Source organism: Bradyrhizobium sp. Arg816 (assembly GCF_029989365.1).
GTDB lineage: Bacteria > Pseudomonadota > Alphaproteobacteria > Rhizobiales > Xanthobacteraceae > Bradyrhizobium.
Genome location: NZ_JAPRAQ010000034.1, coordinates 44,262 through 64,955 on the forward strand (window position 1 = coordinate 44,262; position 20,694 = coordinate 64,955).

The following is a 20,694-nucleotide window of genomic DNA, read 5'->3' on the forward strand; positions in this document are numbered from 1 at the left end:
AGCTTTGCAGGCAACCGTTGGATCGATAACGAGCCGGTGAACTGAATTGTCCTTCAGTAGACAGAAGCCTGATCTGTGATGCGACGGACTTTTGCCGCTCGGACGAATTTGATTGACATTGTCTGGCGTGGCAATCTTCTTTTGTTCTGAGTTTATCCCTGACCGCGCGATCAAATCGCACTCGGGTGCTGCTGTTTCAATGTACGTGAGGACCGTTGCGGGCACGATGGTGCCGCCGGACGTGAACGTGTTCACATCCCAACTTACCGCCCACTGGTCACGGAACACAGACATGGCGTTCATAGCGCGAACGCGAGATTCGCCAGTCACAAAGTGCTACGCTCCTCGGTCCAACTTGTGCCCTTGACATCTGACCATTGGCCGACATGAGGTCGATATGGATCAGCCTTCGTCAGATCGACACGATAATGACCATCCGCGTTTTAGGAATATTGCCGTCCTTGTCAGGAATATGCGCCCGAGCAGGTGGAGCGCACTCACCATTTCTGTTGAGCGTCTTCATGCAATACGCCGCGCCCTTTAGACTGCATTTACTTTGTCTAGCGGCCACATCGCCGTTACCGAGGCGAATTTGATCGGACCGAGTTGTAGTTCGGCAGACCTATCATCTCCGCCTGCGGTAGTCGCGCCGGCCGTTCATAGCGGCGTGAGGATGACGGCCGCGGCGGCCAGGCTGGCGGCGAAAGCGAGCAATACGCAGAAGGTAAACGCCGAATCGTGTTCCCATCGCTGCGGCAAAGAAGAAAACGTAGGCAGAAACAGCGAGTACAGACATAAGGACTGCTTCACCCATGCCGTGGATTTCGAGGCGGCAATGAGGCTTGTCCTGTGTCGGCCCTCTTTGAATGCGGGCATGCTCGGGAGTCAAGATCTTCGGCGAGGAACTGTTGAGCGCAATCAATCGCGAAAGGGGAGGATATCTCACGACCGAGCGCGCAGGGTCTGTTCATTCGGGCAGTCTTTGAGCGGACTTGCATGGTTTTGCCTCTCGAGGTCGGCGGCGCAGCGGACTTTGGTCTGACATAGGCCGCTCACCCGCTGCAGATCGCGCAATATGTCTCCATAGCGGCAGCAAGCGCATTCTCGGAAAAACCGTCAAGTGCGAGGCGCTTGCTCAAATGTTCAGGAGAGCGCGCTCTTTGCGCCATGGTTTGAAAGGCAGATGCGGACAACACGTGCGATCGCATCGATTTGCCGCGGGCTCAAGTAAGCCCGGTTCGGATGTCCGGGACAGGCTCGCGCGCAACCGGCTGATCAGATGCCTTAACCGTCAAGGGCATTAATGTGTGCAGATTGGCCAACCACGCATACCCTTTGAAACAGCCATGGCTGCCAGAGGCAGACTTGTGCTTGACATGAATCAAACAAGACCGACTTGTGGGAGCGGATCCTTCCGGATGGCCCTGCCGGTACGACGCTTGACGGAGCGCTGCAGAGCCAGTTGAGCGGCAGGCGGCAAACTGCGAGGTCCGCTAGGTGTCGTGAGACAACAGCGCGCTCGCCGATTTGACGCCAGCATCACCAGTTCTTCTCGAATCGACGGTCAACGCGATCCTGTCCGGATCACGCTTAGATTACAGATTGACCCACAATTCAATTCGCAGGCTTCCCCCGCCAAAGTCAAGCTAACCAGCCCATGCCGGCGGCAATGCAGGCGGGGTTCGGAGCTCTATCACATCGGCGAAGACTGTCCAATCGCGAACACTCTTTTGCTTGCAGAAATCGCTCTCCGCCTGCTGTGCAGCAGCACTCAGCGAGGCGGCATCAACCTTGAACGCTGCCTGACAGGCACGATGTTCGTGCCCGGTATCGTCACAAACGGTCTTAATGAACCGAACATTAAATGAAGGCATGGCATCCTCTTCTTGTGGGTTTGCTTATCCACCATTCTGCCATTCGCGCCACAAGTGTATTTGAGCTGCCTCAAGCAGCATCCCCAAGAGCTTGTCCGCTCCTCCATCGAGATAAGGTCGAAACTTTGGCACCGCGGCTCGAGCGCTCCTGTTGTGCCGCAGACCACGCGACCTCTATTTGTCCAGCTTGGCGGATCGCACTCTGTTTTGGGCCGAGGGATAACGCCTTCTGGTCTGCTCATGCCCTCGACTGACAAAATTGAGTCGCCGATGAATCGAGGAATGTCTGAAGAGATGATTGAGAGCCGCATGCGCCGTCACGCCCGCCGGCTATTGATCTCTATCGATCCCATACTCAACCGCTGGCAATATGGGGACTTGAGAGGCCGCGAACTTTACACGCGATACTTGATGGTCTCACGAGGCATTGCCGCAAACGCCAAGTCATTGCGCCAATCACCGGCAGAGCCATTTCTGACGGGCGCCGGCGGCCGGGGCTATCGATGGCGAGACCTACGCCCACGTGATCGTGGGCCAATGAGGCGAACCGCCCCTGCGGCCGCGACAGCAAAGCCGATGATCACGCTTGCCGCAGCCAACGTTTCGATGAGCCCAGGGTTCAGGACTTCAGCGCCAAAGCCTATGGCTGGGGATCTGCCCGGCAAGGCCACCGATAATGCGAGGCGAGCGATCAATTGACCATCTGCTTGCCGGTATCGCAGCATCGAGGACAAATGCTGTCGTGGCCCTCGCGAGCGGTGCGCCTCAAATCAACCCCGCTACACGCTGGCGTGTTGCGGACCAACGCGAAGCCCTGGCGGATCGCCCGACTTGGACATGTCGCCTGCCAACGCGGGCCTGTGCGGCTCGCAGCAGCCGCTCGAGGTCGGCCATTCTGGATGCGCATCAGCTCTTTTTGACCTGCATCAAATACTACGGCGACGGCCTACTGATAGAAGTGAGCTTCCCGTCCTAGGTCACACACATGGCAGACAGAAAGACTTGGCGCCCCTCATCTTTTCATGTCCAGATCCGGCGACCGAGTTCAAGAACTTCTGCCGGACGTCCCCGAGCCGCGTGCCGATGACATGCACACAATAACCTGCGCCGCGTGCGAAGGCGTCCACTTCATCGACCCGCGGACGGGCGCGATGATCGACGCCGAGCGCAGCTAGGCCCGTCCGAATGGGGTCAAGCGAGCTCCGGCGTCTTCCGGGTCTCGGGGATGCCGCCCGCTTCCAAGGGCGCGGCTGACGTCATCACAACCCAATGCCCCACGATGACGCCGTGGGACAAGGAGATTTCCCACCAACGAAGGATGTTCGACATGACAGACCACGGGGACATTAGTCCCGCCGGGGGCCAGATTGCGGGAGCGGCAGTCCAGTTCAACTTCTGCAGAACGGCGGTTAATACCAACCGCCGGGGTCTTGAGCTGATCCAGATCGATTCGACCGAAGCCCGGAAGTTGTTTCGCAGCGCCAATCCTAATATTTCGGTTGGCGAGCCGATCATGTCCCGGCACGATAGGTTCAACGGCGCCACGGCCGATAAAACCCCGGCCGCGACTGGCGCAATCGAGACCACGCCGCCTGGGCAATATTGGGCTGAGCCTGCTCGCGCGGCGGCCCAAGCCATCTCGTCCGTAGTTCAGAAGGTTGCCTGAATTTGTCAGCCAGCAGCGATGAACACCGTCCAAGATCTACTGGCGACCTGACCTGGGAGCGGCTCGAGACGGCGCCGCCCTTTGATCGGGATCTGGAGATTGCCGTGATCGAGGGTAATACCATTCACCGGGTGGTCTTTCCTTGCCGCCGGACCTTCGGCGGCTGGATCAAGGCCAAGACCGGAGAACACGTAGCCGTGCAGCCGACGCACTGGCGCATATGGCCAGATAGCGGGGGCCATCCTGCACAATAGATTGGTGTGAGTTGAGGCCTGTTCTGGTCCGGTGGCCTCTCGTGGGAAACAATGTAGAGTCGATCGAATGAGAGGGTCTACCAGGAAACATGTCCGACCACGTCTGGTAAGGCTATGGCACCGCCGCGCTGGCTCTCGTGCTGTGCCCGGCGCGAACTCCATATCTTCAGGACCTCACGTTCACGAACATCTACCTTCCAGTACAAGATCCATATCCAGAAGGTCGAGGCCATGGCTTCCTGCCCGCGCTGCGAAGTTGCCACGTCGACAGGTTCACCGTTGCTGATAAGGGCCCCGGCATCAGCGCTGATATCGCCGACCGACTGTTCCAGCCCTTTGTCACGATTAAAAGGCATGCCATGGGTGTGGGGCTATCAATCTACCGGACGATCATCGAGTCACATGGCGGCCATATCGTCGCGGAAGCGAATCCGGGTGGCAGCACGATCCCTCAGTTCAGCGCGCCATTTGCGGAGCTTAGTGAAGAGACATGATTGGGCGGCGCATTCTTGTGATCGACGATGACGCCGCAATGCGGGACTCGCTCGCGTTTCTTCTTGATGTAAACGGTTTCTACGTAGCAACCTATGAGACGGCGACCGCGTTTCTTAATGACGCCGCGAGAGGTCCAGTTGATTGCATTGTGTCAGACATCCGTATGCCGGGTATGAGCGGTCTCGAACTAGTCAGTAAAGTGAAGGCCAATTGCGTCAACTGCCCCGTCGTCTTGATAACTGGTCATGGCGACGTATCGCTCGCAGTCGAAGCGATGAAAGCGGGTGCGGTCGACTTCATCGAGAAGCCGTTCGTGGAGGAGGTGCTATTGCGTGCGATCAATAGTGCATTGGAAGCGCGGCCAACGAAACCAGCCGATGACGCAGCGAAACTGGAGGCGGAAGCCCGCCTCGCGGGCCTCTCGTCGCGCGAGCGTGACGTCCTGCAGGGACTATTAGCCGGCAAGATTAACAAGGTGATCGCCCATGATCTCGGCATCAGTCCCCGGACAGTCGAGGTTTACCGTGCAAACCTCATGGCCAAGACCAATGCCCGCAGCATGTCTGAGTTGATGCGGATCGCCATTACTGCGGGACTCTAGCAACCAGCGCAAATGGCGCGAATGGCTTATTCATGCATCCAAGCTGCGCAGTCCAGACGGCGAACGGAGGGTTTTCAGGCGTACCGCACCGAGCCGATCATGTTTTCGTGACGGCTACTAATGCACACACGCTGCTGGTTTCTTGAATCACGACGGCACATGAAGCAGATCAATTACGTGGGCCCACATTTGTGCTCCGATGGACAGCAGGTCTGTCACCCCGGAGGACGGCATAGTTCGGCAATATACTGGTCCATCCGCCAACGGAGCTCCCGGTGCGGGCTGCCGTGAACGGTTCGACTTCCATCGCATTGGGCACAAGTGCGCATCTTGACGCTGTGGCAATCGGCTACGAGAGGACCATCATTCGCTCATTGCGCCCGGCTGGGCGACAGTCACTTCAGTCGCCGAAATTAAACGGTCGCGTGCGTTGGAGAGAGCCGAAGCGGCACTGCGGGCACGGAACGCTGGCATACCAACGCGCGCAGAGTGCGGTTCCGGCCGAGGCGCGCCGCCCTAACCATCGTCACACACCACTAAGGGGGGCTACGACAGCGTACCGCATGATCATCAAGCGCGTCGACCACGTCGGCCAGCGTACATCGATCGGGATGCCGTTAATATCCGCCTCGTCACCTCCGCGGCCGACCGATGCTGACGGGGATCAGAGCCAAGGCCCCCGAATAGATTCCCTGCGCCGAGCCGAAAGTGGCGGTGGACGACAACTTTTCGGCTGGCTGGAGCTCTTCACTGGTGCGGCCGTGCGCTTCCGACTGTTTCCATGGACGCGGCCGACGAGCCAGCATGCAGCTTTCTAATCCGATTTGAACATGTTTGAGCAAACAAGGGACCGCGCCGCCCCCATTGAAGACGCCCTGCTCATGGCACCTACGTGTAAATACTTAGTGACTTCTACCTAGGGAAAACATCCAAATTTTCCAGTTCATCAGGATCAGCCAATCTGCGTCCCATCGACGTTCGCAAGATAGGGTCCGCCATGCAGGCCCAGGCCGCCAGTTTTACCGAGACCAGCTGCTATCCGACGAGCGCCTTGCGTGGGAAACCTCAACACTTCGGCTAAGTTGATTTACGCCAGCTCAAGTCAAGCGCGCTGCTTTTTTGCGTCGAACAGCGCGGAAAATTGCAGCGCAAAGGACACCGAACTCGGCTTGGGCGAACTTGCAAGTGGCAGAAACGCTTCCGGCCTACATTGTGCCTCCAGGAGCACCGCAATGATCATCGATCTTTTGCTTCGAGAGCATCGCAACATTGATCTGCTTCTGGCCGCTCTCCAACGCGAATTGGAGATTTTTGAGAAAGGGATCCGTCCCGATTATGAGGTCATTCGCGCGATTATCAGCTATTTCGAGGTTTACCCCGAGGTGTACCATCATCCACAAGAAGACTTGATTTTTTCCAAGCTCAAGGCCTGCGATCCGGATGCAGCTGAAATCGTCGGCGATCTCGCGGTTGAACACCAGGAAGTCGTCGACCGTTTGCACCGCTTCGCGCGAGCTATTGACGCCATCCTCGCGGATTGTGAGCTCTTTCGGCAAGACGTCGGCAGTATCATACGCGACTTTATACTACGCGAGCGGCGCCACATGATGTGGGAAGAACGAGATTTCTTTCCGGTCGCACTGAAGGCTCTCTCGGCACAGGAATGGACCGAAATCGCTTCCGCCGTCACCGATCTTGGAGATCCGCTGTTCAGCGAGACAGCGGCAGCCACTTCCGATGCGCTAAGAGCGCATATTCTGAAATTGGAGCAAGAAGCTGAGGCCGAACGGAGCTCGGTCGCGTTATTCGTCCACCAAGGCCGGCCCCCCTGACACGGCGCCGAGACGGGAGGGGCCGTATTGATCGCTGCCGTTTTACAGCAGGAATAAGACCTCATGCTCATCCTGTCGAAATGAAAATGGGGGTGTTCGCTGGCACGTAGGCTGCCGTACCGCCAAAATGGCTTCTGCGCACTATGATCGCTTCCTCGACCACCGGCGCAAACGCCATGGCCGAGCCTTCCTGAGCTCTGGTTCCGGCACGTTCCACAATGTGACCGTCGCAGTCTAGCAGTTGCGCAGTGACATCGCGGGAAGCGGATGCCTCTCATGTCCGGCGCCCCATAAGGACGGACGATTGCGGCCGCGCGGTGCGGCGAAGCACTCCCACTCCTTCCCAGCCCGGCACGCTCTGAATGATCCGACCGCAGCTGGTTCGACCCATAGCACGCCAACTGCGAGGCATGCTCGCCCGGGTACGTTTAGCACGAACGGCAAGGTGCTGGACGTCCGGTCTAACTCTGCGCGGAGCCGAGTCGTGTCGGATCCGAGATCGCCATCACTTAACTGGCCAATGTTGAGGGCAGGACCACGCTGACCGCTGAGGAGCACCCTATCGGCACCGTGCCATCTCCAAGCTCGCGACATCCTCCGCGTGGTCCGCTCATAGACTCTCAAACAGAGGCCCAAGCCGAAGCCCGACTATCGGGTGGAACCGGTCGACCAAGGACTGCCTTAAGCAGGGTTCAAATCAATAGCAGCCGCTCATGCATTCTCCACGCTTGCGAGATCCTTGGAGCCGGGTTTTTCGTATCGTCGCGCTGATCGAGCATAAGGTTTCCAGGAGCGAACCGAGTTTGCGGCTCATCCCCTGCGGTGACCGCCCGGCATCACCGCCCCTGATCGCTGTCGTAATCGTGGCCCACGTGCTCTTGAGCGACAAACCTTGGTGTATATTTATACACTTCAGGCTAAACAGTCGCATACCACGGCATAATTGAGCTACGCTGAGCTTGGGCTTCAACTGGGCTCAGATTTTCGGCGAATGTCCTTGCCGTGATCGAACCGGCGGTTGTCCTCTCTTCCGCCGATGGCAGTCCGCGCGATGCGTCAGCGTCGCTCCTCCCAGACTTTCGCCCGGCCCGCTAAAGCGCGGGGCCGGGCTTTTTTGTGTTCCCAAGGCTCCATGGATTATCGAGTGCGCAAATGACCGCAAGAGGATCAGCTTTGTCGAGAATAGACCCAAGCCCGCATCAACGGCCTCGCGGATCGAATGCAGCGCGCAGTTGGCGGGCGGCAGCGACCATGTTCGCTAGCGCCGGCCGAACCTCCTCCCATTTGCGCGTCTTCAGGCCGCAGTCCGGATTGACCCAGAGCTGCGAATCCTGCAGCCGGGCCCGAGCCAACGCCATCAGCTCCGTCATTTCGCCCGTCTCGGGAACGCGTGGAGAGTGGATGTCGTAGACGCCCGGCCCGATCTGATTTGGATATTCGTAGTTCCTGAACGCGTCGAGTAGTTCCATTTTCGAGCGCGACGTCTCGATCGAAATGACATCTGCGTCCATTGCAGCGATCGCACCGATGATGTCGTTGAACTCCGAGTAGCACATATGTGTATGAATTTGCGTTTCATCGGCGACGCCCGATGAGCAGATGCGGAAGCAATCCACGGCCCAGTCGAGATAGGCCGTCCACTCCGATCGACGCAACGGCATTCCTTCGCGCAGTGCGGCTTCGTCGATCTGGATCATGGTCGCACCAGCATTCTCGAGATCGCGGACTTCGTCTCGGATCGCGAGCGCAATCTGGCGGCAGACCTCGCTTCTGGGAACATCATCGCGAACAAAGGACCAGTTCAAGATCGTCACCGGTCCGGTCAACATCGCCTTCATCGGCTTCCTCGTTAGTGATTGCGCGTAGCGCCACCAGTCCACGGTGATAGGCTTCGACCGCACTACATCGCCAAACAGGATCGGTGGCCTGACGCAGCGCGAGCCGTAGGACTGCACCCATCCGTTCCTGGTAAATGCGAAGCCGGCGAGCTGCTCGCCGAAGTACTGCACCATGTCATTGCGCTCGAACTCGCCGTGCACGAGGACGTCGAGACCGATGTCCTCCTGCCAACGTACGGCGCGCGCAGTCTCGTCCTTGAGGAACCTGTCGTATTGCTCGTCACTTATCGCGCCTCGCGCATGCGCCGCACGGGCATTCCGGACCTCTGTGGTCTGCGGAAACGATCCGATCGTCGTGGTAGGAAAAGCCGGTAGTCCGAAACGATTGCTTTGGATCTCGGTACGGCGGGGAAATGGGCTCGCGCGCCGACGCGTGGTCTGATCGATCGCTTTCATCCGGACAGCGACATTGGCATCACGGATTTTCGGCGAAGTTCGGCGGATAGTCGCGGCACATTCCGACTCGGCAAGAGCTAGCGCAACATTCTGGTTGCCTGCGAGTGCCCGCGCCAGGATCGCGAGCTCCCGCATCTTCTGGACTGCGAAAGCAAGCCAGCTCTTGACGTCGGAAGCGAGCCCGGTTTCGAGTTCAACATCGACCGGCACATGAAGCAGCGAGCAGGATGGGGCAATCTGTACACGATCCTTGCCGAGCTTCGCAATCGCGGGTCCGAGCCGCTGGCGCAGCGAGGACAAATTCGACCGCCATACATTCCGGCCGTCGACGACACCGAGCGACATGACGAGATCACTTCGGCCGCCAGCGATGACCTGGTCCAACAACTGTGGCGCCCGAACGAGATCGAGGTGCAGTCCGGCAACTGGCAGGCTCAAGGCGGTGTCCAGATTGGCCCCGAGGTCGCCGAAATAGCTGGCAACTAAGATGTTGATGGCTGGCCCCTCCTTTTCGAGCCGGTCATAGGCATGTCGCAAAGATTGTCGCGCCCTCTCATCCAGATCAAGAACCAGGCAGGGCTCGTCGAACTGAACCCAATTTGCCCCACGTTGGGCCAATTCCTGCAGAACCTCGATATAGGCCGGTATCAGTTCATCCAGTAGTGAGAGTGGCTGGAACGCAGGATCGGGACTCTTGCCGAGCTTTAGGAATGTGACAGGCCCGATCAGGACAGGGCGGGTCTGAAAGCCAAGGGCCTTGGCTTCCTCATACTCCTCGATCGGCTTGCGAGAGCATAGCCTGAAAGTCTGTCCCCTGTGAAATTCGGGGACCATGTAATGGTAGTTGGTGTCGAACCACTTGGTCATCTCCTGCGCAGGTGCGCCAAAACCCCGCGGTCCGTGACCGCAACTCGCATCCTGATCGTCGCATTCTGATCCGCGGGCCATGGCGAAGTACGTCTTGAGCGAAACGGATTCGCCTTTCGAGGCGTAGATCTCCGGGATGGCGCCAACCATGACACTTGTGTCGAGCACCTGATCATACAGCGAGAAATCGTTGGATGGAATGACCGTGACGCCGATAGATTTCTGACGAGCCCAATTTGCGGCACGCAGGCCAGCTGCGTCCTCGAGCAACTGCTGTTCGCTGCTTTTTCCGGCCCAGTAGCTTTCTAGAGCGAGTTTGAGCTCGCGCCTTGGACCGATGCGTGGCGTTCCTAGCGTGGCAACCGGAAGGGAGAGAAGAGACATAGCGTTAACCCCAAGTTGGGGGCAGAGGCCGTGGCGGACGCAGGCAGGGAAAGTCGCGCGGTGCGACGGCTGCTTGGCGCACCACCGGGACACCCCGCCCGTGGACGAATATATTGTCGGGGCAGGTCTCCTGGCTCGCGGGTCATCGCTTCTGTCCGGCCTTCCCGAAGCCGCGCAGGCTTCAGTGACATCGTTGGACAGCGGCTTGCCGCTCACAGTTGCGGGGGCAGCGCCGGCATAGTCACCGGCTTCCCTCTTAGCTCCGGATCAAATGGAAACCGGAGAACCTCGACGACTTGGATTATCGGCAAGAGAAGTCTTCCGTCAACCTCTCAGATTATGTCTCAAGCTGATGCTGCGACATCTGCTACGCGAATGACCGTGCATCTCTATCGTTGAGATGATGTAGAAGCGCTCTCCAATCAGCGATACGGAATGACCATCGCAGCTGCCCGCGGGCCGCATGCCAGATCGGTGGAAGGGACAAATGCGGCTTGCGCGGTCGGGACTGCTGCCTCGAGCAGAACGCATCTGTTGCGAGTCCCGGCTTCCCCGCGGTTGCTTGAGCACGTCCACCATCCAGCCACCTTCTCGGCCCACAGGATCCGTGTTGGTAGGCCCAAGCTGGCAAAGCCAGTAACAATACCCGGCCAGCACGTTGATTTGCGGTCCAGCCAGACTCCAAATGCTCGGCGGTGAAGATCGGCTTCGCCTCGTTGGCCATCGAGTGCAAAGCGAACCTGACTGAGGCTGTTCTCGACTTCCGGAGCGCCGCATGTCGAAAGGAGCGCCAAACGCACCATGGCCCATTGGCCGCAAATGCCCAAACGCATGGCAGAGATCGAAAGGCACATTCTGGCAACGATACCGAATCAAACGGTTCAATGGCGGCAAACGTGCTCCCAATTCTCATCAGAAACTTGGCACTGAGGCGTTCCGCTGCGCCGTCGAATATCCGGTGCGTGACGAGGATGCATAAGCCGCGCTGGATAGCGCTGAACGGAAACATCCAGACGTGGGCCAGTCGGAAAGTCGACAAAGAGGACACAAAAGCGGTTCGAATTGCCGTCTATTACCTGGCACGAAGAATGCAAGTCTTCGGCATGCCCAGTCTCCTCCTGCTGGGCATGTCCAGCACAGCAAATTGAGGCTGTCGCCGGCAGCGAAGTTAGCGGCGCGTGACATTGAGGGGAGCGCCTGCTCGCACGGGACACCATCAGTCTCCCCGTTGCGTCGCCGCTAACTTCTTGCGCTCGCGCATAACAGGTTGAAGGTTGCCCGCTTTGGAATGACGTGTGGATGAAACCAGATAGGCCGACAGTTATGAGGAAAATGTTTGGAAGACGCGCGTTATGGTTTTGTCTCGGTCAATCCCTGATCTGCCTGGCCGGGCTGGCTCCGACGAGCAACAGTGTTCGCGCCAACGAGAGCCCCCTTATCGAAAGATTCAAGTCAACGTGGCGAGCGCAAGACGGCGAGACAATAGAACAAATTATCTCCAACGTCTCGAAGGTGGCACAGTTTGTCCCTCGAATGTGGGGCGTCGCTGAACTTGACCAAAACGACTATGTTTTCGTTTCGTGGACCAGGCACCGGAATGATACATCAGACGAACAGTACGTTATCACCTGGAAGATCGCGCTCGACGGCACGATTCAACTTGCGTCGACCTATGCAAAGCCGATGGAATTGGGCTGGCGCGCCCTGGCGCTCTCGTTGATCGCCAGTGAAGTCAAGGATGGCAAAAGGGACGCAAATCTTCGCTTTCTGCATGATCCGAGCAACTTCAACTTTGTGACGACTACGCAAGGCCAGCTCGGCGATCTTCTGTGGCAGGGCCACTGCACTATCGTTGAACCTGTTGGAGTGGACTACTTGCCGAAGCAGAATGACAAGCCGACCGAGAAAGGTGATCTGTGGCGCGTTTTGCTTTTGGTGAACTGTAATATCCCAGGGCCCCGTTTTTTTACACACAACGGGGTCATCACTTTCGAGAAGAGCGAAGGGCAAGATTGGGAGCCGCAATCCTCCTTTGCCAAGCGTATCGCGGCCTTTCCACCTGGCTCCTGGTTCGCTCGCATGGAGCCAAAGGAACGGGAAGAGTTAGAGGGGAGCGAAGGCCCTCGGTAAAATGGTCGCGCAGAGCAAGATCGCGCCGCAGCTCCTTCCGCCGAACGCCTCAGAGCAACTGCAAGAGATATCAGCTCTACAATGTCCGTGTTTACGCTTTCACGCGAGCCTTTCCCGCAGCCTTCAGCCCGTCAGGAACAAATCGGGCAGCCCGATTACCTCCGACTCTTTCTGCGAGGCGTCGAGCTCAGCGGCGCGTGCCAGCTGGCGAGATTCGGCCCCCGGCGCACCCGACGCAGTGGGAGGACACCAATCCGCGAGGAACCAGCTTTCCAAGCCACTCTTCAAGGGGCCGGGCCTGGAGATGCATGCCTCGGGCCCAAGCCCATCCGGCGTGCGCGCCGCGCATCGCGCACTGACTGGCACCCCCAAGAGCGTGAGCATGCCGACGCCGAGGCGGCACGCGGATCGAGTGCTTCTACGAAACCCGTTAAGGCGGTAATCGGGCAGTGTTAGTGGGCCGGCATGCCTCCTGAGCACCGGCCTCTTTCCGATTGCCCCCGGCGAGGAGCCCCGGAGCCGTGCGCGAGGCATCAAGGACCGAACAGAGTCGGCGCTAGATTTCCTCGCGCGCATTCGTCTGCACGTCAAAGATCCGGATTTGAAGCATGGGAAAACGCTTCTTTAGTTCTACTCCGCCTGCCCTGGCGCCGTCTCTGGTTGCGAATTCGGCTCTGAGTTGGCCATCCACTTCAAGCGCGTAAGAAGAGACCGGCAATTCCCGGGGGGCTGCAACCATTTCATTCCCATTGTGTAGCGAGGTCGTTGAGAATGATTTGTAGCTTGAGTCGGTTAAACCGCACCAGAGCTACCTGCCCGAGTGCCGCGATGGGGCAACCATGTTGTGGATTGAGGCCTCGCACCGAATCGCGATCCTCCCAACACGCGGGCGCCTTACCCGTCGCCCGGTGCCTATACGACGAAGCCACGGAGTTGCCGTTCCAAATTTCCCTGGCGCAACGCACGCCCTTGCGCCGGGCTTGCTGGGTAACTCTCCACATGTGATCGCGGTGAACCGTACTAAGAGAGAGCGGCCGCCAGTCGCGCCGCCTGGGTCATGACAATCCAGTCCTTGTACGAACCCGGCCGCGGCACCACGAACGATTCTGGTGCCGCGCAGACGTGCGAAAAGCCACAATGCGATTGGCATCAACGACCATCCCGGCTGACTCTCCGAAAGAGGGTTCCGGGTTTCGCGCGGTTTGTGCAAACGATACCGGCTCATTATACGCAGCGGGCATTGAGCTGAACTCCGTGGCTGCCTTTGTCCGGATCTCAGAGGAAGCGAGACCAGATTTTTCGAACATCAGTCTTTTCCTGACAAGAATTTGCGGCGAAATGTCATCGCCCTCGCTGAAACCGTCGGCAGCCTTGCCGATGGTGGTTGCCTCAAAGCATAGCCAGGCGCTCCTCCCGGCCTGACTTCCACTCGACCGTCAAGATTCACAGGCGACTTTTGTTCTTCAACCGCGTGAGAAACAGCGTTCCGAGGTTCGGCTTTCTCCCGCATACCGAGTTCGCGGCTGAGCGATGGGGATCTCCTCCTCAGGTCGAGAGGGTGCAGTGCGTGCCCAGAGAGAGACCGGCGAGCTTCGTAGGATACCTCGACACGCACACACCGGAAGAAATCGCTTGAACCTCACCCAGCGTCAGGTCGTAGCTTGGAAATGACGGCCACGCTTTCATAGAGCAAACGTCGAAAGATGTCGGCCGAATAACGGACATAGCGTTTAAGCAGTCGAATGTGGCGGCGCCGGATCGTGCGTGAACATGGATCAAGAGCGAGAGGTTATTGTCGGGATGAAGCACCGCGTAATGATGGTCGCATTGTTCGCTGTCATCACATCTCCGGTCTGCGCGGCGAGGCTCAGCGGCCCTCCGCGCATCCTCGACGGCAATACGATCGAGATCGAGCAAACCAAGCTTCGGCTCTCAGGCATCGAAGCTCCCGAGACTGACCAGATTTGCCTCGACGCCCACGGTCGGAAATGGGCTTGCGGCGTAGCTGCTCGCGACGAGCTGATCAAGCATTCGAACGGACGAACGTGGGATTGTCATACCACAGGAGTTGATGAATACGGCAGGTCACGCGGAAGTTGCTTCATAGAAGGCGAGGACGTGAACGCCTGGATGGTACGCTCCGGCTGGGCATTATCGTCGGGTCCTTCTACCCATACCTACGTTATCTATGAGGTTGTGGCGAGCAAAGCCTATGCGGGGCTGTGGTCGGGGGCGTTCATCGCGCCCTGGGACTGGCGTGACCGCAGCAAGGGGACGATCATCATCGGCGCGAGCTCGGTTCCGATCGACGCTCAGGAACTCCTGCTCGGGTTCGCGCTGCTATCGGACCCGCCCTCGTCCGAGTGTCTGATAAAAGGCACCGTAGACCCCAACGGCGAGCGCATTTATCACCTGCCCGGGCAGCTCAGTTACGAACAAATCGACATGACGAAGAAGCCCGGTGAACGCTGGCTCTGCAGCGAAGCGGAAGCCGAAGCCACCGGGTGGCGTAAAGCCGCGCGATGAGGTGAGATGCATGCATGCAGGCCATTCTCCGACCTATCTGACCAAGATCGCGCCTTCGCGCCGCTCGCTGTTGCTGTTCACTATTTCGTCGGTTTGCCTGCGGCTTGGCAACAACATTGTCGATGCGAAGGAAGCAAAAACGCCACCCAAGCCAGATAACCTGATCTCGCCGGAGGCTGCCCTGAAGCGGCTGATGGAAGGGAACGATCGCTATGTCCAGGGCGTATCACGGAGCGACGATTTCAAGCGCGAGCGCCCGATTTTGGTGGATGGGCAAAATCCATATGCCGCGGTTCTGAGCTGCGCCGATTCTCGCGTGGCGCCTGAACTTGTCTTCGGCAGCGGACTTGGTGATCTGTTTGTCTGCCGCCTCGCAGGCAACTTTGCCAACGATGACACGCTCGCCAGTATGGAATATGCGGTGGCCGCGCTGAACACGCCGCTGATCCTGGTACTTGGGCACGATCATTGCGGTGCGATAGAAGCCACGATCAAGTCGATCCACGACGATAAGCCGCCGCCGGGGCACATTTCATCCCTCGTCGCTGCGCTTGCGCCTGCGGCAAAAGCATCTCGCCAGCAAACCGGTGACACGTTCGCCGAAACAACTCGACAAAATGTAATCAATAACGTCAACAAACTCAAATCGACGGGGCCGATTCTGAACGCGGCAGTTGAGCAGAACAGACTGAAGGTCGTCGGCGGCCTGTATCGGCTCGACACCGGCAGGGTCGATTTGCTGAGCTGACGCTGGCACCTTCGCCGGCCGGCTACGTTTGCCGCCTGATGCAGGGCTTCGGTCGAGTTCCACGCAATTCGCTCGTGCATCGGCTGCATCAAATGCACCGAATACAACCCGCTCCACAATTGTCATAGCTTCGGGAAGACCTTTGGTATGCGCGGCCTCTTAATTCTTCTCGTATTCTACGTGCTCATGTTCGCAACGCGAGGCCGGCACCAAGAAACACTCATACCGCGGGCGACACTATTCATGCCTGCACGTTGATGCGCTAGGCCAGCAGAGGTGGTGCAAGCGGCAGATCGCGGTGCGAGGCATGCAGGGTCCGAGCTTTCGGCCTAACGGAACACGCGACAATTTCGGCAGGCTCTCACCCGGGATCCGGTAGGGCCCCCTCTGGTCCTGCTACGATCACCAGGCTGAGCTAGGGCCGAAGATCACATAGAGCAGGATTACGACCACCAGACTGCCCATCCGGCGGATCTCTCCCGCATCTGCCATCAATGGTGAAAAGACGCCGAGCGCCGCCGGCGTCATCCGTCGTGTACCGGCGTCCGGCGGACAAGTCCCCGGCTGGGGTACATATCGCGAGCAAGCGCACTCCGATCTCTCAACGCCGACAACCGTCGCTTCACGTCATTCCATAGGATATACGGCCAGGCAGAACGAGCATACCAAGGCCGGCTCGTCCATATCAGTGATGCCGCTGCACACCTTGATGCCAGCGCCACGCGGAGAAACCTGCGCCCCCCTTTGCACCTAATGGCCTTTCCGAAGGCCCGCCGAAGGAAGGAACCGTTGCGGCGCGGACGATTCCGCCCCGGATGGTTATTTGGCAGATTGGGCTTCGCCATGCGCGCGCAAGCTTCGTACTGACCGGACAATCCACACTCTCTCAGCGAGAGTGATCTGATCGTATCATAAGCGTACGGTGCGTACCGGAGCGACCGTGAGAAGATTTCCAGTTTCGGCGTGCCGGATCACGGCCCTCTCGCCGGACGCGCCCCGACTCGATGCTATCTCAGAGTCCTGTGCAGCACTGATCTCAGCAGCAAGGACTAGCAGCCAATCGTGTCGCTGTTGCTGGCGAGTTGGACAAGCTCAGTCATGATCTGAAGCATCTGGAGCTCGCTGAAGAGAGAGGCGCCGGCCACCAAAAAGGGTGAGTCAGGTCAGGAATCTGCGCGAATCTCTTGCGTTTAGTACGACTAAACAGGAACAGGCGGATCAGTTGCTGGCGAACCTCGAAAACTCAAAGCCTCCTGGAAGCTTTTTGCCCTTCGCTTGCATGATGGGGGCACTCTTGCAGTACATAGGACAGCGACTTGATTGCAATGGCAGCCCCTGACGCCGCACGTTTGTTGAATACCTGCCGTCTAATGTCCGCTTCTAACCAACAGCTCACCCATAGTCGCGAGCACGGTAAATTGCGCTGTTAGTAATGTCAGGAGATCGGAGCGGGCCTGAAACGCCAGCAGGCAAGCCGAGCCCGGCTGGTTCGCGGTCGAGGTCCACTTCAGTCGTTCTCCTTCAGCCGCGTTCGGTTGATGACGTCTTGTGCCTGGAATCAGACACGGGAGGCGCGAGCTTCCTGCCGGCGCGGCACGAGCCACGTGATCTCGCTCGATTCAGACACGGCCTCCAGACCATAATTGATGGCACGTCGATTGCTGGGGACATGGAAAAGAGCAGCAGGCTTTGGCCACCTCGCGGTCGCCAAGTCAGGAATTCACAATTGGTTCGAGCCGGCCGGGCCCAAGTGTGACAAATCGTCCGCTGGACAGGACATGACAAAACGAGCGCTGCCGTCAGCCGTCGAAGACATAGTGCAGCAGAGGCGGATCGATCTCGCTGCCGCATATCGGTTGCTTTGCCGGTTCAGCCTCAATGACAGCATCGACAGCCCTCCGTCAGTCTTCCCGGCCCTCAACACCTTTTCTTTGAGTCAATCGTTCGGGGTGTGGTTTGGACTGACAACCGCCTGTAATCGCATCACAGTCGATATCAACTGCGACAGTTTCGACGATCCCTTCGGACTGGTTATCAATCCGGCCGGCTTCGCCATGCGCGCACTATCCAAATGAATGAAACACGGCATCGATCGGCTCAAGACACCGAGGACAGCTTATGAACGCTCCACCAGAGAAGATCACTTCAGAAACCGACGCTAGGGCTGCGACCTGGGATAATCTGTCGCCGCTACTGGTCGATATCCGCGCGCGTCGAAACGAGTTCGCCCGCGCGCAGAAGATTCCAGACGAGATCATCGAGGGCTTCAAGCGCGTTGGCGTCTATCGGGCTTTGGCCGCCAAGCGATTCGGCGGCGACGAGCGAACGCCGGCCGATTTTTGTCGCCTGATCGAGCGCATTTCCGAAGCCGACGGCTCCGCCGGTTGGGTCGCCAGCTTCGGCGATGGGGCTCGCTACCTCGCTGCTCTTCCGGACGACACGCTTCGCAAAGTATACGCGAATGGACCTGACGTGGTGTTGGCAGGCGCGCTTTTCCCGCTTCAGCCCGCCAGGCGAAGCACCGACGGGTTTGTCGTAAACGGCGTGTGGCCATTCGCCAGCGGCTCACCGGGCGCGGATCTGATAGGCGTTGGCATCACTGTGGAAGACGATCCGACCGGTGGCCTTGCGCGTGTAGCCGTAATGCCGGCCGAGAAGGTGACAATCCGCCCCAATTGGGACGTCATCGGCCTGCAAGGCACCGGCAGCCATGACGTCGTTGTCAACGATGTCATTGTACCGGAGGAATGGACCTTGATCCGCGGCGGTCCGCCGACACTCGACGCGCCGGTCTATCGTTATCCGTCCGTGACTTTCGCTGCGCAGGCGCATGCGATTGTCGGAATCGGTATTGCGCGCTCCGCGCTAGACGAGGTGATCGCCATGGCCGGAAGCCGCGCCTCAATCACTGGAGCGCCCGTGATGGCAGAGCGCGGTTATGTCCAACTGGAGATGGCCAGAGCCGAAGCCATGCTGCGTTCCGCCCGTTCCTTCTTCTATGAGGCCACCGAGGAGCTGTGGAAGGAAGCGCTCAAGGGTACGGTAAACCCGAGCACGGCGACGCTGATGCGACTCGCCGCGACGAACGCCGCGCGACAGAGCGCTGAGGTCTGCAACATTGCGAGCGGTCTCGCTGGAAGTGCGTCGCTCTATACCACCAGCAATCTGGCGCGCGCCATGTGCGACAGCTTCGTGGTTGCTCAGCACGCAGCTTTAAACGAAGGAACGCTCCAGAGCGCCGGCCGAGTCCTGCTCGGAAGTGCAGCACAGCCGGGATTTCCATGAAGTGTTCATCCACGTTCCGCACGCCCCGCAGCAACGGATTGCCGGACCTGCGATGATGCTGTCTGCAGCTACAGGACCTAGCGGTCCGCCTTGTTTAAAGGCCAAGAGAGAGAGAGAGAGAGAGAGAGAGCCTTGCAGTCAGGCGCTTCTCAAAAACACCATTTCATATCCGTGGAGCAGCCTTCCCCGTTGCAAACATAACGAGCGCTCTCATAGGTCTCTACGCCTCCGCCTCGATCATTGTCGTGTCAAGCTCGATCCACTTGCATTTGAGCCCAACGGCTCGCGGTTCAACTCACAAAGCTTGCAAGTCCGACTTTTTTAATGTCGCGCTTCATGCGCCAGCCATTCATTCTCGTGGCGTAGGCGGGCGATCTCCGAAGCCTGGTCCGCCGACATCGGCGTCGCCTGCGTGGGAGCGCAAGCCGTGTGTGATTCTGTTTGCAATATTGGCCCCCGCCCGATTGCAACGGCCGGCTTGATCAGGATCGACGGTCACAACTGCAGACGTATAGCCCACACGATCCGCGCATTCTTGTTGGCAAGAGCCACGGCCGCGACATTGGGATGGCGCCGTTGCCGGATTTTGCCGAGCCAGAGGCTTCGCGGATCCTGCTTGCCAGCGGCCCGGCTTAAAGCGGCGCGAGCTCCGTGAATCATCAGCGTCCGCAGGTATCGATCGCCGCGTTTGCTGATGCCGAACAAGCGGGCCCGCCCTCCACTGGATCGCTGCTTCGGCACCAGGCCAAGCCAAGCCGCGAACTGGCGGCCGTTCTTGAAACAGCTTCTATCGCCCACGGCGGCGATCAAGGCTGTTGCCGTCACAGGTCCGACGCCTTCGATTTTGCCGAGCCGCTGGCACTGCTCATTCGTACGGTAGATTTCCCTTATCCGTCGGTCATAGGCTGCAATGCGGGTATCAAGCGCGGACAACTCCTCTTGCAATTCCCTCATGAGCGCTCGGAGCATCTCGCTGAGGCCGTCATTGATGTTCCCTACGATGACAGCGAGGCCGCGCCGCAGCTGCGCGATGTCACGGGCAATGACAATGCCATGCTCGGACAGAAGACCGCGAATCTGGTTGACGAGCCTGACCCGGTCGGCGACCAGGCGTCGGCGAATGCGGTGGACAGCCTGTACCGCCAGCTGATCGGTTGATTTCGGTGGCACAAAGCGCATGGACGGACGGCCGACCGCTTCGCAGATGGCTTCCGCATCGTTCTGGTCGTTCTTGTTTGACTTGACGTATGGCGTCACGAACTGAGGGCTGATCAGTCGGACCTGATGGCCAAGCGCCGTGAGCACGCGAGCCCAATAGTGGGCCCCGTGAAGCTTCCATGCCGACCAGGCAGGCCGGTAAATTGGCGAAAAAGCCGGCCACCGCATCGCGACGCAACCTCTTTCGTACAACGACCTTCCCGTGGTTGTCGACGCCGTGAACTTCGAAGACATACTTCGCCAGATCTAGACCTATCCGAACGACCTGCATGATATCCTCCTTCACTGCAGTTGACGCTCAAGATTGCACCGCGGCGAGGGCGGGGTCCATACCATTGGCCCGGGCTGCAAGATCTTTTTCTGGTAGAACAGGGGATGACGGTGCGGTCATATGTTCGGCCTGTGAATGAGGCGTCTGGCCGCTGGCCACGATGATATCCGCGGAAGCAATCGCCCAATCTATTTCTCGCGCTCGAAGCGCAGTGAGTCAGGCGGTCTGATTGCTACCGGGAATGACGTC

13 protein-coding genes, 1 pseudogene and 1 riboswitch are annotated in these 20,694 nt (G+C 58.8%); of the genes and pseudogenes, 9 read left to right on the top strand and 5 right to left on the bottom strand.

What is annotated here, in order from left to right; genetic code table 11:
* Positions 1 to 657: 657 nt before the first annotated feature.
* Both OWC48_RS42035 and OWC48_RS42040 read right to left on the bottom strand, forming a co-directional pair.
* Entirely contained in the window at positions 658 to 876 is a 219-nt protein-coding gene (locus OWC48_RS42035; protein ID WP_282525269.1) for a hypothetical protein, read from the bottom strand.
* A gap of 770 nt (positions 877 to 1,646) precedes the next feature.
* A complete protein-coding gene (locus OWC48_RS42040; RefSeq protein ID WP_282525270.1) occupies positions 1,647 to 1,874 on the bottom strand; it encodes a hypothetical protein in 228 nt (75 codons plus the stop codon).
* 1,327 nt (positions 1,875 to 3,201) lie between these two features.
* On the opposite strand from OWC48_RS42040, the gene OWC48_RS42045 reads away from it, so the two are divergent.
* Positions 3,202 to 3,540, top strand: coding sequence for a hypothetical protein (locus tag OWC48_RS42045; RefSeq protein ID WP_282525271.1), 339 nt, complete (start codon positions 3,202 to 3,204; stop codon positions 3,538 to 3,540).
* A 331-nt stretch (positions 3,541 to 3,871) separates the two neighbouring features.
* Here the strand turns inward: OWC48_RS42045 and OWC48_RS42050 are convergent, their stop codons facing one another.
* Positions 3,872 to 4,150 (bottom strand): hypothetical protein, encoded by a 279-nt coding sequence (locus tag OWC48_RS42050; protein ID WP_282525291.1) that lies wholly within the window; start codon positions 4,148 to 4,150, stop codon positions 3,872 to 3,874.
* Between OWC48_RS42050 and OWC48_RS42055 the strand changes: the two genes are divergently transcribed.
* The 3 genes from OWC48_RS42055 (at position 4,118) to OWC48_RS42065 (ending at position 6,722) form a co-directional block, all read left to right on the top strand.
* Positions 4,118 to 4,288: an ATP-binding protein gene (locus OWC48_RS42055; protein ID WP_306664724.1), complete on the top strand. Its 171-nt coding sequence runs from the start codon at positions 4,118 to 4,120 to the stop codon at positions 4,286 to 4,288. The two genes, OWC48_RS42050 and OWC48_RS42055, sit on opposite strands and share 33 nt — an antisense overlap.
* Complete coding sequence (gene fixJ, locus OWC48_RS42060) at positions 4,285 to 4,890, top strand: response regulator FixJ (RefSeq protein WP_282525272.1); 606 nt, start codon at positions 4,285 to 4,287, stop codon at positions 4,888 to 4,890. The genes OWC48_RS42055 and fixJ overlap by 4 nt, the downstream gene beginning before the upstream one ends.
* Positions 4,891 to 6,122: 1,232 nt before the next feature.
* Positions 6,123 to 6,722: a hemerythrin domain-containing protein gene (locus tag OWC48_RS42065; protein WP_282525273.1), complete on the top strand. Its 600-nt coding sequence runs from the start codon at positions 6,123 to 6,125 to the stop codon at positions 6,720 to 6,722.
* Positions 6,723 to 7,921: 1,199 nt separating this feature from the next.
* Here the strand turns inward: OWC48_RS42065 and metE are convergent.
* Complete coding sequence (metE, locus tag OWC48_RS42070) at positions 7,922 to 10,267, bottom strand: 5-methyltetrahydropteroyltriglutamate--homocysteine S-methyltransferase (protein ID WP_282525274.1); 2,346 nt, start codon at positions 10,265 to 10,267, stop codon at positions 7,922 to 7,924.
* Positions 10,268 to 10,369: 102 nt separating this feature from the next.
* Positions 10,370 to 10,573: riboswitch (cobalamin riboswitch) on the bottom strand.
* Between the two features lie 1,017 nt (positions 10,574 to 11,590).
* Here metE and OWC48_RS42075 point away from each other — a divergent pair.
* The 5 genes from OWC48_RS42075 (at position 11,591) to OWC48_RS42095 (ending at position 18,956) form a co-directional block, all read left to right on the top strand.
* The gene (locus OWC48_RS42075) at positions 11,591 to 12,397 is read left to right on the top strand and encodes a nodulate formation efficiency C protein (protein ID WP_282525275.1); all 807 of its coding nucleotides are present in this window, start codon (positions 11,591 to 11,593) and stop codon (positions 12,395 to 12,397) included.
* A 1,770-nt stretch (positions 12,398 to 14,167) separates the two neighbouring features.
* Positions 14,168 to 14,923: a thermonuclease family protein gene (locus OWC48_RS42080; protein WP_282525288.1), complete on the top strand. Its 756-nt coding sequence runs from the start codon at positions 14,168 to 14,170 to the stop codon at positions 14,921 to 14,923.
* Between the two features lie 10 nt (positions 14,924 to 14,933).
* The gene (locus OWC48_RS42085; protein ID WP_282525276.1) at positions 14,934 to 15,671 is read left to right on the top strand and encodes a carbonic anhydrase; all 738 of its coding nucleotides are present in this window, start codon (positions 14,934 to 14,936) and stop codon (positions 15,669 to 15,671) included.
* Positions 15,672 to 17,449: 1,778 nt separating this feature from the next.
* Positions 17,450 to 17,746 (top strand): hypothetical protein, encoded by a 297-nt coding sequence (locus tag OWC48_RS42090; protein WP_282525277.1) that lies wholly within the window; start codon positions 17,450 to 17,452, stop codon positions 17,744 to 17,746.
* Positions 17,747 to 17,789: 43 nt separating this feature from the next.
* Positions 17,790 to 18,956, top strand: a complete 1,167-nt coding sequence (locus OWC48_RS42095; protein WP_282525278.1) for an acyl-CoA dehydrogenase family protein — start codon at positions 17,790 to 17,792, stop codon at positions 18,954 to 18,956.
* 495 nt (positions 18,957 to 19,451) lie between these two features.
* Here OWC48_RS42095 and OWC48_RS42100 read toward each other — a convergent pair.
* Positions 19,452 to 20,445, bottom strand: a pseudogene (locus tag OWC48_RS42100) (IS110 family transposase).
* Between the last annotated feature and the right edge of the window lie 249 nt (positions 20,446 to 20,694).

Bases quoted from the DNA above. Each gene is read 5' to 3' on its own strand.
- OWC48_RS42080 (WP_282525288.1), top strand. From the start codon at position 14,168: ATGGATCAAGAGCGAGAGGTTATTGTCGGGATGAAGCACCGCGTAATG.
- OWC48_RS42075 (WP_282525275.1), top strand. From the start codon at position 11,591: ATGAGGAAAATGTTTGGAAGACGCGCGTTATGGTTTTGTCTCGGTCAA.
- OWC48_RS42090 (WP_282525277.1), top strand. From the start codon at position 17,450: ATGACAAAACGAGCGCTGCCGTCAGCCGTCGAAGACATAGTGCAGCAG.
- OWC48_RS42065 (WP_282525273.1), top strand. From the start codon at position 6,123: ATGATCATCGATCTTTTGCTTCGAGAGCATCGCAACATTGATCTGCTT.
- OWC48_RS42085 (WP_282525276.1), top strand. From the start codon at position 14,934: ATGCATGCAGGCCATTCTCCGACCTATCTGACCAAGATCGCGCCTTCG.
- metE (WP_282525274.1), bottom strand. From the start codon at position 10,267: ATGTCTCTTCTCTCCCTTCCGGTTGCCACGCTAGGAACGCCACGCATC.
- OWC48_RS42095 (WP_282525278.1), top strand. From the start codon at position 17,790: ATGAACGCTCCACCAGAGAAGATCACTTCAGAAACCGACGCTAGGGCT.
- OWC48_RS42050 (WP_282525291.1), bottom strand. From the start codon at position 4,150: ATGCCTTTTAATCGTGACAAAGGGCTGGAACAGTCGGTCGGCGATATC.
- fixJ (WP_282525272.1), top strand. From the start codon at position 4,285: ATGATTGGGCGGCGCATTCTTGTGATCGACGATGACGCCGCAATGCGG.
- OWC48_RS42035 (WP_282525269.1), bottom strand. From the start codon at position 876: ATGCCCGCATTCAAAGAGGGCCGACACAGGACAAGCCTCATTGCCGCC.
- OWC48_RS42040 (WP_282525270.1), bottom strand. From the start codon at position 1,874: ATGCCTTCATTTAATGTTCGGTTCATTAAGACCGTTTGTGACGATACC.
- OWC48_RS42045 (WP_282525271.1), top strand. From the start codon at position 3,202: ATGACAGACCACGGGGACATTAGTCCCGCCGGGGGCCAGATTGCGGGA.